At 73.7% G+C, this 13,454-nt stretch carries 15 protein-coding genes; 7 read left to right on the top strand and 8 right to left on the bottom strand.

All coding sequences use genetic code 11. The features are described 5' to 3' along the window. Positions 1–71 precede the first annotated feature (71 nt). The 3 genes from ACFWP3_RS23355 to ACFWP3_RS23345 are packed head-to-tail and all read left to right on the top strand — an operon-like array spanning position 72 to position 2,463. Positions 72–1,223 carry a lipid-transfer protein gene (locus ACFWP3_RS23355; RefSeq protein ID WP_384224258.1) on the top strand — a complete coding sequence of 384 codons (1,152 nt, stop codon included), beginning with the start codon at positions 72–74 and terminating at the stop codon, positions 1,221–1,223. A gap of 20 nt (positions 1,224–1,243) precedes the next feature. Continuing rightward, the gene (locus ACFWP3_RS23350) at positions 1,244–1,690 is read left to right on the top strand and encodes a Zn-ribbon domain-containing OB-fold protein (RefSeq protein WP_384224256.1); all 447 of its coding nucleotides are present in this window, start codon (positions 1,244–1,246) and stop codon (positions 1,688–1,690) included. Next, positions 1,687–2,463 carry an enoyl-CoA hydratase/isomerase family protein gene (locus ACFWP3_RS23345; RefSeq protein WP_384224254.1) on the top strand — a complete coding sequence of 259 codons (777 nt, stop codon included), beginning with the start codon at positions 1,687–1,689 and terminating at the stop codon, positions 2,461–2,463. The genes ACFWP3_RS23350 and ACFWP3_RS23345 overlap by 4 nt, the downstream gene beginning before the upstream one ends. A 9-nt stretch (positions 2,464–2,472) precedes the next feature. Here the strand turns inward: ACFWP3_RS23345 and ACFWP3_RS23340 are convergent, their stop codons facing one another. Continuing rightward, complete coding sequence (locus ACFWP3_RS23340) at positions 2,473–2,859, bottom strand: hypothetical protein (RefSeq protein ID WP_384224251.1); 387 nt, start codon at positions 2,857–2,859, stop codon at positions 2,473–2,475. On the opposite strand from ACFWP3_RS23340, the gene ACFWP3_RS23335 reads away from it, so the two are divergent. Continuing rightward, complete coding sequence (locus ACFWP3_RS23335; protein ID WP_384224249.1) at positions 2,849–3,097, top strand: hypothetical protein; 249 nt, start codon at positions 2,849–2,851, stop codon at positions 3,095–3,097. The two genes, ACFWP3_RS23340 and ACFWP3_RS23335, sit on opposite strands and share 11 nt — an antisense overlap. A gap of 132 nt (positions 3,098–3,229) precedes the next feature. On the opposite strand, the gene ACFWP3_RS23330 is transcribed toward ACFWP3_RS23335, so the two are convergent. From ACFWP3_RS23330 to ACFWP3_RS23320, 3 genes are all read right to left on the bottom strand, one after another. Then, a complete protein-coding gene (locus ACFWP3_RS23330; RefSeq protein ID WP_384224246.1) occupies positions 3,230–3,730 on the bottom strand; it encodes a peptidylprolyl isomerase in 501 nt (166 codons plus the stop codon). Between the two features lie 56 nt (positions 3,731–3,786). Further along, positions 3,787–6,192 (bottom strand): PQQ-binding-like beta-propeller repeat protein, encoded by a 2,406-nt coding sequence (locus tag ACFWP3_RS23325; protein ID WP_384224244.1) that lies wholly within the window; start codon positions 6,190–6,192, stop codon positions 3,787–3,789. A gap of 231 nt (positions 6,193–6,423) precedes the next feature. Next, entirely contained in the window at positions 6,424–7,218 is a 795-nt protein-coding gene (locus ACFWP3_RS23320) for a VOC family protein (protein WP_384224241.1), read from the bottom strand. 283 nt (positions 7,219–7,501) lie between these two features. Between ACFWP3_RS23320 and ACFWP3_RS23315 the strand changes: the two genes are divergently transcribed. After that, entirely contained in the window at positions 7,502–8,149 is a 648-nt protein-coding gene (locus tag ACFWP3_RS23315; protein WP_384224238.1) for a TetR family transcriptional regulator, read from the top strand. A gap of 96 nt (positions 8,150–8,245) precedes the next feature. On the opposite strand, the gene ACFWP3_RS23310 is transcribed toward ACFWP3_RS23315, so the two are convergent. Next, entirely contained in the window at positions 8,246–8,728 is a 483-nt protein-coding gene (locus ACFWP3_RS23310) for a nitroreductase family deazaflavin-dependent oxidoreductase (RefSeq protein ID WP_384224235.1), read from the bottom strand. Further along, entirely contained in the window at positions 8,728–9,921 is a 1,194-nt protein-coding gene (locus tag ACFWP3_RS23305; protein ID WP_384224232.1) for an acyl-CoA dehydrogenase family protein, read from the bottom strand. Before ACFWP3_RS23305 ends, ACFWP3_RS23310 begins: the two co-directional genes overlap by 1 nt. Positions 9,922–10,067: 146 nt before the next feature. Between ACFWP3_RS23305 and ACFWP3_RS23300 the strand changes: the two genes are divergently transcribed. Together ACFWP3_RS23300 and ACFWP3_RS23295 are read left to right on the top strand one after the other, a co-directional pair. After that, positions 10,068–11,264, top strand: a complete 1,197-nt coding sequence (locus ACFWP3_RS23300) for an acetyl-CoA acetyltransferase (RefSeq protein WP_384224229.1) — start codon at positions 10,068–10,070, stop codon at positions 11,262–11,264. Between the two features lie 85 nt (positions 11,265–11,349). Next, positions 11,350–12,036, top strand: coding sequence for a pyridoxal 5'-phosphate synthase (locus ACFWP3_RS23295; RefSeq protein ID WP_384224227.1), 687 nt, complete (start codon positions 11,350–11,352; stop codon positions 12,034–12,036). Positions 12,037–12,388: 352 nt separating this feature from the next. Here ACFWP3_RS23295 and ACFWP3_RS23290 read toward each other — a convergent pair whose 3' ends face one another. Together ACFWP3_RS23290 and ACFWP3_RS23285 are read right to left on the bottom strand one after the other, a co-directional pair. Continuing rightward, the gene (locus tag ACFWP3_RS23290) at positions 12,389–12,808 is read right to left on the bottom strand and encodes a Zn-ribbon domain-containing OB-fold protein (RefSeq protein WP_384224224.1); all 420 of its coding nucleotides are present in this window, start codon (positions 12,806–12,808) and stop codon (positions 12,389–12,391) included. Then, on the bottom strand, positions 12,805–13,257 hold the full coding sequence (locus ACFWP3_RS23285; protein ID WP_384224222.1) for a DoxX family protein: 453 nt from the start codon (positions 13,255–13,257) through the stop codon (positions 12,805–12,807). Before ACFWP3_RS23285 ends, ACFWP3_RS23290 begins: the two co-directional genes overlap by 4 nt. Positions 13,258–13,454: the final 197 nt, after the last annotated feature.

Below are 13,454 nucleotides of genomic sequence, written 5' to 3'. Positions count from 1 at the left end.
GTAGCTGACTATCCGTCAGATTAGCTGTAGCCTTCGCGGCTGTCAGTACTGATACACCTCCGGAGGTGGCGATGGCGGCAACGCTCAAGGACGCGACGGCGATAGTCGGCATCGGTCAGACCGCATTTGCCAGACAACTGCCCCAGTCCGAGAAGGAATTGGCATGCCGGGCCATTCTGGCAGCCCTGTCCGACGCGGGCATAGATCCCGCCGAGGTGGACGCCTTCGCCTCGTACACCATGGAGGAGACCGACGAGGTCGAGGTCGCCAAGGCCATCGGCGCCGGCGACGTCACCTTCTTCTCCAAGGTCGGCTACGGCGGCGGCGGTTCCTGCGCCACCGTCGGCCACCTGGCCTCCGCCGTGGCCACCGGCCAGGCCACCGTCGGGGTCGCCTGGCGCTCGCGCAAACGCGGCTCCGGCCCCCGGCCCTGGAAGAACACCGCGGTCCAGCTGCCCACCCCCGGCCAGTGGACCCGCCCCTTCGGGCTGCTGCGCCCGGCCGACGAGATCGGCATGCTGGCCCGCCGCTACATGCACGAGTACGGCGCCACCCGCGACCACCTCTTCAACGTCGCGATGGCCTGCCGCAACCGGGCCAACGAGAACCCGGCCGCGATGATGTACGAGCGCCCGCTGACCCGCGAGATGTACATGACCTCCCGCATGATCAGCGACCCGCTCTGCCTCTTCGACAACTGCCTGGAGACCGACGGCGCGCTGGCCTGCGTGATCGTCTCCGCCGAACGGGCCCGGGACTGCCGCCAGAAGCCCGTCTACGTGCACTCCGTCGCCCAGGGCCTGCCCGCCCAGCACCACGGCATGGTCAACTACTGGAACGACGACCCGCTGTCCGGACCGGCCTGGACGGCCGCCCGGCACCTGTGGAAGCAGGCCGACTTCGGGCCCGAGGACGTGGACGTCGCCCAGATCTACGACGCCTTCACCCCGCTGATCCCGCTCTCGCTGGAGGGCTACGGCTTCTGCGGACGCGGCGAGGGCGCCGCCTTCACCGAGGGCGGGGCCCTGGAGATGGGCGGCCGGCTCCCGATCAACACCGGGGGCGGCGGGCTCAGCGAGGCCTACGTGCACGGCTTCAACCTGATCAACGAGGGCGTCAAGCAGCTGCGCGGCATCTCCACCGCCCAGGTGCCGGACGCCGCGACCTGCCTGGTGACGGCGGGCGAGGGCGTCCCGACGTCCGCGATCCTGCTGCGCGCCTGAGCTCCGAGGAGGGCCACGCCATGACCACCACCGAGGAATCGCTCCTGCTCCCCGTCCCCGACGCGGACGGCGCCCCCTTCTGGGAGTACGCCGCCCGCGGCGAACTGCGCGTCCAGGCCTGCACGGCCTGCGGCAGACTCCGCTTCCCGCCGCGCCCCTGCTGCCCGCACTGCCAGTCCTTCGACTCCGAGTGGCGCCTGACGAGCGGCCGCGGCCGCATCTGGTCCTACGTCCAGCCGCATCCGCCGCTGCTGCCCGCCTACGCCGAGCAGGCCCCGTACAACGTGATCCTCGTGGAGCTCGCCGACGCCCCGCACATCCGGCTGGCCGGAAACCTGGTGACCTCCGCCGACGCCCCGCTGAACTCGATGGACCCGGCCCGGCTGCGGATCGGCGCTCGGGTACAGGTGGTGTTCACCGAGACGGGCGGCATGGCGGTGCCGCGCTGGATCCTGGAGAAGTCGTGACGCTGCGGGTGGAGCGGGACAAGGCGGCCGGGGTCGCGGTCGTCACCCTGGACCGGGAGCGCCGGCACAACGCCGTCGACCTGGAGACGGCCGCGGCGCTGGCCGAGGTGTGGCGGCAGTTCCGCTTCGAGGACGAGGTGCGGGCCGTCGTCCTGACGGGCGCCGGGACGGCCGCCTTCTGCACGGGCATCGACCGGGCGGCGCGGGTGCCGCAGCCGGGGTCCCCGTACTCGGTCGACGATCCGCTGGTCTCCATCGGCCCGAAGGCGAACGACCTGTGGAAGCCGGTGATCGCCGCGGTCAACGGCATGGCCTGCGGCGGGGCGTTCTACCTGCTGGGCGAGGCGGAGTTCATCATCTCCTCGACCACGGCCGCCTACTTCGACCCGCACACCTCCTACGGCATGGTCAGCGCCTACGAGGCCGTGTACATGGCACAGCGGATGCCCTTCGGGGAGGCCGCCCGGATGTCCCTGATGGGCACGGCGGAACGGCTCTCCGCACAACGGGCGTACGAGATCGGCCTGGTCTCCGAGCTGGCCGAGCCCGACGGGCTGCTCCCGGCGGCCCTGCGCGCGGCCGGGACCCTGGCCGGCTTCCCGACGGAGGCCGTGCAGGGCACCGTACGGGCCCTGTGGTCGGCGAAGCAGGCCGCCCTCCAGCAGGCCCTGGCGCAGGCCCCGGCGCTGATCGCCCTGGGGAACCTGCCGGCGCAGCGGCAGGCGGACCTGTTCTCGGCCCGGCCGCCGGGGACGGAGTTCAGGCTGCGCTGACGCGCCCCGTCAGCGGGGCTTGCGGGACTTGCTCGACTTGGGCGCGGGCGTGCTCTTGGAGCTGCCGGAGGTCGGACCGGACGTCGGTCCGGAGGTCGTGCCGGACGTCGGTCCGGTGGTGGCCTTCGGTGTCGCGCTCGCGGTGGAGCCGCTGGTGGCGGGCTTGCCGAGGCGGCAGTTTTTGACCTCGGCGGCGCGCGAGGGGTCGTCGAGGGCGACATCGACCGTACGGGTCTCGCGCGCCCCCAGGTCCACCCGGACGACCGTGGACTCGACGCGGGCTCCGGCCGCGCCCTCCCGGTGGAGGTCGACCTCGAAGGTCGCCCTGCGGTCGAGTCGCGAGGTGAACCGGAGGGTGGTGACCGGCGTGGCGGAACCGGTGCAGGTGACCACCACGACGGTGGCCGGGTCGCCGGTCGCGCTCGCGGACGGCGCGGCCGACGCGGACGCCGTACTGCCGCTCGAGCCGCTGCTCTTCTTCTTGCTCTTGGAGCTGGAGCAGCCGCCGCCGCTGCTGCTGCTCTTGCTCTTGCCCGAGCTCTTCCCGCCGCTGCTGCCGCCGCTGCCGCCGCTGGACGAGAAGCCCGTCAGCGCGAACACCACCGTCACCAGCACCGCGGTCAACCTGATGTGACGCCCAGCCACCATGGCCCGCACCCTCCCCCTTGGACAGACGGCCGGTCACGCTACCAGGCGGCCCGCAAACGGCGGCGGCCCCGGCCCCCGGGAGGGGGCGGGGCCGACCGGCCGTACAGGCGGGTGGGAATCAGGCGGCGTCGACGACGCCCGAGGCCGCGATCTCGACCTTGCCCTTGGGGGCGCCGGACTGGGAGCCCAGGGCCTCGATCTGGTCGACGAGCTCCTGGCCCGAGACGACCTCGCCGAAGACGACGTGCTTGCCGTCGAGCCACGGGGTCAGGACGGTGGTGATGAAGAACTGCGAGCCGTTGGTGTTGCGGCCGGCGTTCGCCATCGACAGGAGGTACTTGCGGTCGTGCTTCAGCTGGAAGTTCTCGTCCTCGAACTTCTCGCCGTAGATGCTCTTGCCGCCGGTGCCGTTGTGGTTGGTGAAGTCACCGCCCTGGAGCATGAACTGGGGGATGACGCGGTGGAAGCCCGAGCCCGCGTAGCCGTAGCCGTTCTGGCCGGTGGCCAGCTCGCGGAAGTTGCGCGCCGTCTTCGGGACGACCTCGTCGAAGAGGCTGAAGACGATGCGGCCCGCGGGGGAGCCGTTGATGGTGATGTCGAAGTAGACGTTGTCGCTCATGGGGTCCATCCTGTCACTCCCGGTGCGTTCCGCTACCGGGAGGGGGGCCGAGTCACTCAGCCGCTCGTACGGGTACCGGTGCCCTTCGCCGCGTCCAGGGCGTACACGCAGCGGTCCTTGCTGCACGCGTAGACCACGCCCGCCTCCGCCACCGGGGCGCCCGTGATCTCGCCGCCCGTGGCCAGCTTCCAGCGCAGCTGGCCGCCCGCGGCGTCCAGCGTGTACAGGCAGTGGTCGGCCGAACCGAAGTGCACGCGGCCGTCCGCGACCGCCGGCAGGCCGGTGATCTCGCCGCCCGCCGCGAACCGCCACTTCGGGGTGCCGGTGACCGCGTCGAGCGTGTACAGCGCGCTGCCCGCGCCCAGGTGGACGTTGCCGTGCGCGACGACCACCGGGTCCGGGGAGGTGCGCGACTCGGTCGCGATGCGCCAGCGGTCCTGGCCGGTGGCCGCGTCCAGGGCGTAGACGGTGCCCAGGTAGTCGGCGAGGTAGACCCCGCCGCCGGTGACCGCGGCGCCCGGCGCGAAGGCCGGGGGCGCCAGGAAGACCGCGGGGGCCTCGAAGTGCCAGCGGACCCGGCCCGAGGCCCGGTCCACGGACAGCACACGGGTGCCGGCGGCGACGTAGACGTTGCCGTCCGGGGCCGGGGTGACCCGTACGGGGACGTTCCCGCAGGAGCCCGCGTCACCGACCGGGTAGGACCAGGACTCGCGGCCGCTGCGGGCGTCGAGCGCGCGCAGCCGGGCGTCCTGCCACACGTACACCGTGCCGTCGTGGAGGACGGGGGCCGCCTCCGGGGTCTCGAAGTCGGTCTGCGCGCCGGTCAGCTCCCACAGCTTCTGGCCGCTGGACGCCTCCCAGCCCTGTACGCCGCCGCCGCGGGTGGCGGTGACCACCGTGCCGCGCTCGGCGCGCAGCGCGTACACCCAGGCGTCGGCGGACGTCCGCCACCGCTCGGAGCCGTCGGAGGCGTCGAGGGCGAAGAGGGACGGGCCGTCAGAGGCGTGGATGCGTCCGTCGGCGACGGCCATGGACCAGGCGACGTCGCGGGTCTTGAACTGGCGGCGGCCGCTCGCCACGTCCAGGGCGTGCACCTCGAAGGAGGTGACGTAGAGCAGGTCGCCGGCGACGGTGGGGGTGCCCCAGACGTCGTTGGACATGCGGAAGCGCCACGGGCGCCAGCGGCCGCTGTCCGGGGCCGGGCCGGGGGCCGGTACGGCGGCCACCGCGGCCGGAGCGGCCGCCGAGCCGCCGGGCGGGCGGATCCAGCCGGTCGCCGAGTCGGCGGCGGCGTGCGCCGCGGGCGCCGAGGCCGTCGCGCGCGGCCCGGGCCCGATCGGCACCGGCGAGCCGGCCAGCAGGACGGGCTCGCCCGAGGGCGCCGGGGACATCGGCGGGTGGTGCGGGCGCTGCGGGACGGCATGCCCGGTGCGCGGGTCCACCCACGCCTCGGAGCCGCGCTGGCGGCGGTGCGTGGCGGGGCCCGAGATCGGGCCGCGGGGGGCCGGTGCGGAGCCGGCTCCGCCGTCCCGGCCGGGGCCGGGGACCGGCACGGCGGCGGGCGTGCGGTTGCCCGCGCGGCGGGCCTCGATCATCGCGACGGCCCGCGCGGGCAGCCATGCCGAGGCCGTGCCGCTGTCGTCGCCGCCGTCGAAGAGGTGCGGGGCGAGCTGCGCCTGGAGGTCGGCCGGGGTCGGCCGCAGGGTGGCGTCCATCTGCATGCAGGACTCGATGAGCGGCCGCAGCTCGGCGGGCAGGCCCTCCAGGTTGGGGCCCTCGCGCAGCAGCATGAAGACCGTCTCCACCGGGTTGGCCCCGTGGTACGGCGGGTGTCCGGTCGCGGCGAAGACGAGGGTGGAGCCGAGCGAGAAGACGTCGCTGGCGCCCTTGACGCTGCGCGAGTCCTTCGCCTGCTCCGGCGACATGTAGGCGGGGGTGCCGACGGCGACGTTCGTCATGGTCAGGCGGGTGTTGGAGACCCCGCTCGCGATGCCGAAGTCGATCACGCGCGGCCCGTCCTCGACGACGAGGACGTTGGACGGCTTCAGGTCGCGGTGGACCAGGCCGGCGCCGTGGATGGACTGGAGGGCCTCGGCGATGCCGGCCGCGAGCCACCGTACGGCCTGGGCGGGCATCGGCCCGCACTCGTTGACGATCTCCTCGAGGGAGGGCGCCGGCACGTAGGCGGTGGCCAGCCACGGCACGGCGGCGCGCGGGTCGGCGTCGACCACGGCCGCGGTGTAGAAGCCGGACACGGCGCGGGCCGCCTCCACCTCGCGGGTGAAACGGACCCGGAACAGCTGGTCCTCGGCGAGCTCCGTGCGCACCGTCTTGATCGCGACCCGCCGTCCGGACGCGGACCGCGCGAGATAGACCAGCCCCATGCCGCCGGCGCCGAGCCGTCCCAGCACCTCGAAGGGGCCGATCCGTCTCGGGTCGTGCTGCGTCAGCTGCTCCACCACTCGCCTCCACACCTCCCCGTACGGGCCCTCGCCGGGCCCGCTCCACCAGCACGCGCCGACTGCGGGGCCCCTGCCCCGTGCAGCGTCTCACCCCGGGCGCGGCCCGGGTCGTGCAACCCCGATTCTGTCAGGCCCGCGTCCGGTCCGGCCCCGGCACGGCGGAGGGCCGCGGCAGGGTCTTGGATCGCGGAACCGCGGAGCCCCGGACCGCCGGGGTCCGGATCCCGGGCCTCACGCGTCAGGCTTGGTCCTCGGTTCCGACAGCAGCCCGAAGACCGCCCCCTGATTGTCGGCGACGACCGCGATCCTCCCGTACGGGGTGTCGAAGGGATCGGCGGTGACCCGGCCGCCGAGCCGCTGCACCATGGCGACGGACTGGTCGCAGTCGGGTACGGCGAAGTAGGCGAGGAAGTGCGCCGGCATGATCTCCGGGAAGGCGTCGGTGATCAGGCTGCGGCCCATGACGGCGGTGCCGGTGCCGGGCGCGGCGCCGGGCGGGGACCAGACGCGGTACTCGACGCCCGCGTCGTCCTGGTCCTCCGGGACGTAGCCGAAGACCTTGGCGTAGAAGGCGTCCACGGCGTCGCGGGCCCGGGTGTAGACCTCGCTCCAGCAGTACGTGTAGGGCTCCATCTGGGCCTCGAAGCCGTGGTGGGTGCCGGGCTGCCAGAGGCCGAAGACGGCGCCGCCGGGGTCGGCGGCCATCGCGGCGGTCCCGTACGGGCCGACGGGCTGCGGGTCCATCACCATCTGGCCGCCGGCGGCGCGGATGCGCTGGGCGCAGGCGTAGGCGTCGGTGGTGTAGAGGTAGATCCCCCATACGGTGGGCATCCGGCCGTCGGGCTTGGGGGCGAGGGCGGCGACGTTGCGGCCGCGGCTGTAGGCCTGGGTGTAGTGGCCGTACGCGGCGCCCGCGCTGTCCCCGAAGGTCCACCCGAAGAGCTCGCCGTAGAAGCGCTTGCCCGCCTCGACGTCCGGAAGTGAGGCGTCCACCCAGCAGGGTGCGCCTTCCGCGAATGCGGCCATGAGCCCGGTTCCTTCCGTTGTGCGGGGGTTTGTGCCGTTTCACCGCTCCCACGCATCCCACCTCTCCCAGCCATGGTCCGCCCGAAAACTTGTCCACAGCCTGTTGATAAGACTATTCGGGGGAAACGCTGAGGAAGCGGGCGACCCGCCCATAAGGGGGCGCGCGGCCGGATTCCGCCGCCGAAGCCCTGCGGAGACCGGCTCCAGCCCAGGCCAGGTACCCCGTAACCCCATTTGCAGGCGGCCGAATAGCGCGCCGATCACCCCTCGGTAAGCTGACGGCATGACAGGACAAGTACGCACCGTCGACGGGCGTGTCGCCGGCCGGCGCGGCCAGGCGACGCGGCAGAAGCTGCTCGACTGCCTCAGCGAGATGCTCAGCTCCTCGCCGTACCGCGACGTCAAGGTGATCGACGTCGCGCGCAAGGCCGGTACCTCCCCCGCGACCTTCTACCAGTACTTCCCGGACGTCGAGGGCGCCGTCCTGGAGATCGCCGAGGAAATGGCCACCGAGGGCGCGCAGTTGACGCAGCTCGTCGAGGGCCGCACCTGGGTCGGCAAGTCCGGCTGGACCGCTGCCGAGGAACTCGTCGAAGGGTTCCTGGACTTCTGGCGGCGCAACGACGCGATCCTGCGGGTCGTCGACCTCGGCGCGGCCGAGGGCGACAAGCGGTTCTACAAGATCCGCATGAAGATCCTGAACTCGGTCACCAACTCCCTCACGGAGTCGATGAAGGAGCTCCAGGCCAAGGGCAAGGTCGACAAGGACGTCAGCCCCGCGGCGATGGCCGGTTCGCTGGTCGCGATGCTGGCCGCGGTCGCCTCGCACCAGAAGGGGTTCCAGACCTGGGGCGTCAAGCAGGCCGAGCTGAAGCCGAATCTGGCGCTGCTCGTCCACCTCGGCATCACGGGCAAGAAGCCGACGAAGTGACGGCGGGCCCTGGAGAGGGTCCGCCGCCCCGGCAACGGTCCGGGATCCGGCGCCGCTTCGGCCGCCGCTTCCGGTTCCGCGCCCGTACGCCTGCGATCAGCGACGTTCCAGGCGGAACAGCCGGATCTCGCGCTCGATGCGCGCCTGGTACGCCGCGTACGGCGGCCAGAACCCCAGCACCGCCTGCCACGCCGCCGCACGTTCCTCACCGGCCAGCAGCCGGGCCCGTACGGCGATGTCCTGGCCCTTCCAACTCACGGACGCGTCAGGGTGCTTGAGCAGGTTCCCGGTCCATGCCGGGTGCCCGGGCCGGCCGAAGTTCGAGCCGATCAGCAGCCAGCTCACCCCGCCCTCCTCCGGCATGCAGGCGAGCGGGGTGGTGCGCGGCTCGCCGGTCTTGGCGCCCTTGGCGGTGAGGATCACGCCCGGCAGCATCTGGGCGCTGAGCATGACCTTGCCGCGGGTCAGCTTGTGCACCGCCTTGTCCATCGCGGGGATGAAGTGCGGTGCGATCTTGGCGAAGAGCATGGTCGAGGAGACCTTCTGCATCAGCTTGACGCCGGGTGCCACGCGAGCCATCAGACGGCCACCTTCTCTGGTGTGGCGGACGGGGTGAACAGGCCCGCGCGGTCCGCGGCGTACGCCCGCAGCCGGTGGACCGGGCCGAACAGCAGCTCGTCGGCCGCCGCCCGCTTGAAGTAGAGGTGCGCGTCGTGCTCCCAGGTGAAGCCGATGCCGCCGTGCAGCTGGATCGCCTCGCCGGCGGTCATCCGCAGGGCCTCCAGGCCCTGGGCGAGGGCCAGGGCGCCCTGTCTCGGGTCCCAGGCGGCGTAGTAGGCCGCCGAGCGGGCCGCCTCCACCTGCACGTACAGGTCGGCTAGGCGGTGTTTGACCGCCTGGAAGGAGCCGATCGCCCGGCCGAACTGCTCGCGCTGGCGTACGTACTCCACGGTGCGGGCCAGGGCCTGGCCCGCCGCGCCGACCGCTTCGGCCGCGAGCACGGCGGCGGCGGTGCGGCCGGTGGCGGCGAGGGCCTCGAGGACGTCGGCGTCCTCCCCGCCGAGCAACTCGGCCGGTACGTCGCGCAGTTGGATCCGGGCCTGGGGGCGGGTCTCGTCCAGGGCGGTCTGCCGCGACCGGACGAGGCCGGGCGCGTCCTCCCGTACGAGGAAGAGGAGCGTGCGGCTGCGGGCGAAGCCGCCGGTGTGCGCGGCGACCAGCAGCAGCGAGGCGCTGTGCCCGTCGAGCACCTGGGCGGCCTCCCCGTACAGCCGCCAGCCGCCCTCCGCGGCGGCCGCGCGGGCCTGGACCCCGCCCGCGCGGCCGCCGCCGGACCACGGGCCGGCGGCGTTGTCGCCGGTCAGCGCGAGGGCGGTGGCCAGGGCCGGGCCGGGAACGGCGAGGGCCGCGGTGAGCCCGCCGGCGGCCAGCGGCGGGAGCAGGGCGTCACGCTGGGCGGCGGTGCCGAGGGCGGTGATCAGCGGCACGCAGAGCGCGGCCGTGGCGAGCAGCGGCGAGGGCAGCAGCGCCCGCCCGGTCTCCTCGCAGGCCAGCGCGAGGTCGGCGGGGGCGCAGCCGACGCCCCCGTACTCCTCGGCGACGGCGAGGCCGGACAGCCCCAGCCGCTCGGCGAGCTGCTGCCACAGCTCGCGGTCGTGTCCGGCGGCGGTACGGACGGCGGCCTTGACCTCGTCGGGGCCGCAGCGTTTGCCCAGGATCTCGCGCAGGGTACGGCGAATCTCGTCCTGCTCCGCGGTGAAGGCGGCATCCATCGTCTGGCTCCTCCTGGGGGCACCTCCCAGCGTTGGCTGGGGGAGTATCTGACGGGGCGTCATGTTAGGGCGGGAGGGCGCAGATGCCCAGGGGGCGGACGCACGGGGGCTAGAAACTGACACACCGTCAGCTGTACGGTCGTGCCATGCCTGGACTCACACCCGGACCCGTCCCCGCACACCCCCGCCGGAGGGTCGCGGTGGTCGGCGTCGCGCTCTCCGACTGCGGCCGGGTCGACGGCCCCACCCCGTACGCGCTGCACGCGCAGGCCGCCCGCCGCGCGCTCGCCGACTCCGGCCTCGACCGCTCCGTCATCGACGGCTTCGCCTCGGCCGGCCTCGGCACGCTCGCGCCGGTCGAGGTGGCCGAGTACCTGGGCCTGCGCCCCACCTGGGTCGACTCCACCTCGGTGGGCGGCTCGACCTGGGAGGTCATGGCGGCCCACGCGGCGGACGCGATCGCGGCCGGGCACGCCAACGCCGTGCTGCTGGTCTACGGATCCACGGCCCGCGCCGACATCAAGGCGCGGCGGCGCACCTCGAACCTCTCCTTCGGGGCGCGGGGGCCGCTGCAGTTCGAGGTCCCGTACGGCCACACGCTGATCTCCAAGTACGCGATGGCCGCCCGCCGCCACATGCACGAGTACGGCACGACGCTGGAGCAGCTCGCCTCGGTGGCCGTGCAGGCCCGGGCGAACGCGGCCACGAACCCGGACGCGATGTTCCGCGACCCCCTCACGATCGACGAGGTCCTGGCCTCCGACATGATCGCGGACCCCTTCACGAAGCTGCACTGCTGCATCCGCTCGGACGGCGGCTGCGCGGTGCTGCTCGCGGCGGAGGACTACGTACCGGACACGGCCAAGGCCCCGGTATGGGTCCTGGGCTCCGGCACGTCCGTCTCCCACACCACGATGTCGGAGTGGGAGGACTTCACGGTCTCCCCGGCGGCCGTCTCGGGCCGCATCGCCTTCGAACGGGCGGGCCTGACCCCGGCGGACGTGGACCTCGCCGAGATCTACGACGCCTTCACGTATATGACCCTGGTGACCCTGGAAGACCTCGGCTTCTGCGCGAAGGGCGAGGGCGGCGCGTTCGTCGAGAAGGGGCGGCTGCTGCGCGACGGCGAACTCCCGGTCAACACGGACGGCGGCGGCCTCTCGGCCTGCCACCCGGGCATGCGCGGCCTCTTCCTCCTGGTCGAGGCGGTCCGCCAGCTGCGCGGCGAGGCCGGCGCGGGCCAGGTCGCCAAACCCGGCGGCCACCTGCCCCGGGTCGCCCTGGCCTCGGGCACGGGCGGCTGGTTCTGCTCGTCGGGCACGGTCATCCTCGGCCGCGACTGACGCGACTGACGCGACCGACGCGACTGACGCGACTGACGCGACTGACGCGACTGAGCGGCCGCCGGCGGCGGGCCCTTGGTGTTCCATGGGCGGCATGAGCCGTGAGATCAGCAGTGACGAGTTCCACGAGGCCCTGCACTCCCTGCGCGTGTGGGACGTCCCGCTTCCCGTCTTCGAGCCCGGGCAGGCACCGGAGGAGCCCGTCGGGCTGTTCCGGGAGTGGTTCGTGGGGGCCGTCGGGGCGGGGCAGGCAGAGCCGCACACCATGAGCCTGGCGACCGTCGACGCCGAGGGGCGGCCCGATGTGCGGACGCTGATGCTGCACGACGCCGACGAGCGCGGCTGGCACTTCGCCTCGCACGCCACCAGCACCAAGGGGGTGCAGCTGGCCGGGCAGCCGGCGGCCGCGCTCGGCTTCTACTGGCCCGCCGTGGGACGCCAGGTGCGCGTGCGGGGCCGGGTCGGCGCGTGCGGGCCGCGGGAGAGCCGGGCCGACCTGGCGGTCCGCTCGCGCGGGGCGCTCGCCGCCGCGCTCACGGGCCGCCAGAGCGAGGTGCTCGGCTCGCGGGAGGAGCTCGTACGGGCGTCGGCGGCGGCCTGGGAGCGGGCCGGGGCCGAGCCGGACGCACCGGCGCCGACCTGGACGCGGTATGTACTGGAGGCGGACGAGGTCGAGTTCTTCCAGGGCGACGCGGAGCGCAGGCACGTACGCCTGCGCTACCGCCGCGACCCGGCGACCGGGGGCTGGGCCCGCGAACTGCTCTGGCCCTGAGCAGCGACGCCGCATCCGGCCCCAGCCCCGCGCCCGGGACGGCCGGTGCGTCGGAGCCCGGGCCGGGAGGGCCGGGGGTCCCCGCAGCGGCCGGGGGCCCCGGCCGGGGCCGGTGCCAGGGCCGGGGCCGCCGGGGCCGGGGCCGGGGCCGGGGCCGCCGGGGCCGGTGCCAGAGCCAGGGCCCGTGCCGCGGCCAGGGCCGGGGCCGCCGGGGCCGGTGCCAGAGCCAGGGCCCGTGCCGCGGCCAGGGGCGGGGCCGCCGGGGCCGGTGCCAGAGCCAGGGCCCGTGCCGCGGCCAGGGGCGGGGCCGCCGGGGCCGGGGCCGGGGCCGCCGGGGCCGGCCGGTCGCGGGCTACGGCCCGGTCGGTTCGAAGACCGGGATCGCGAGGCCTTCCACGGCCTCGCGGAAGGCGACCTTCAGGGGCATGCCGACGCGGAGGTCCGCGGGGGCGCAGGCGACGACCTCGGTCATCATCCGCGGACCCTCGGCCAGGTCGACCACCGCCGCCGTGTACGGGACGCGCGTCCCGAACGGCGGGAGGTCGTTGCGGTGGATCACCGACCAGGTGTAGAGCGTGGCGCGGCCGCTCGCCGCCTCCCACGCCACCCGGTCCTCGCCCGCCCAGCAGAACGGGCAGAACTCCCGCGGGTAGTGGTGCGCCCGCCCGCACTCCGCGCAGCGGCGCAGCAGGAGCCGGCCCTCGGCCGCCGCGTCCCAGTAGGGCCGGGTGAACTCGTCGGCCTCGGGGAGGTCGTACCGTATGTCGTTCACAGGAACAGTCCGATCGCCGCGTCGAGGGACCAGGTCTGCCAGGACATGGCCAGGAGGGCGACCAGCGAGATGAGCGCCATCATGGCGTTCTGGCCCTGCTCGGCCCAGTCGTGGATCATCAGCACCAGGTAGAGCAGGTTCAGCAGCAGTCCGCCGACCAGCGCGACCGGGGTGAGGAAGCCGAGTACGAGGCCCAGCCCGAGGGCGAGTTCCGCATAGACGACGATGTACGCCATCACCTTGGGCCGCGGCTTCACGACCAGCTCGAAGCCGCCCTTGACGAAGGTCCAGCGGTGCTTGGCCGCGACGTCGGCGGCCCAGGCGATGCCGGTGCCGCGTTCGAACCAGCCCTTCTTGTCCTTGTGCCGCCAGCTCTCCAGCCACCACAGGCCGAGGCCTATCCGGAGCACGGCGAGCCATTCGGCCCCACTGAGCCAGAGGGTCTGCATCGGCGGCCCCCACCCCTCTCGCGATCGACACGCACTATCTGACGGAACGTCAGTTCAGCGGATGCGGGGCGATCACGCAAGGCCTCCGTCGGCAACGGCCCCCTTCCCCCCGCACCGGGCTCCCGCGCGCCCGTGATCGATCCGCAATCGATTCCCCGCTTGACCGAGACCCATCAACTCAGCGTGGCGATACGATC

The sequence above is a fragment of the Streptomyces sp. NPDC058525 genome (assembly GCF_042719495.1).
Taxonomy (GTDB): domain Bacteria; phylum Actinomycetota; class Actinomycetes; order Streptomycetales; family Streptomycetaceae; genus Streptomyces.
This window is presented reverse-complemented; position numbering and strand designations above follow the sequence as displayed.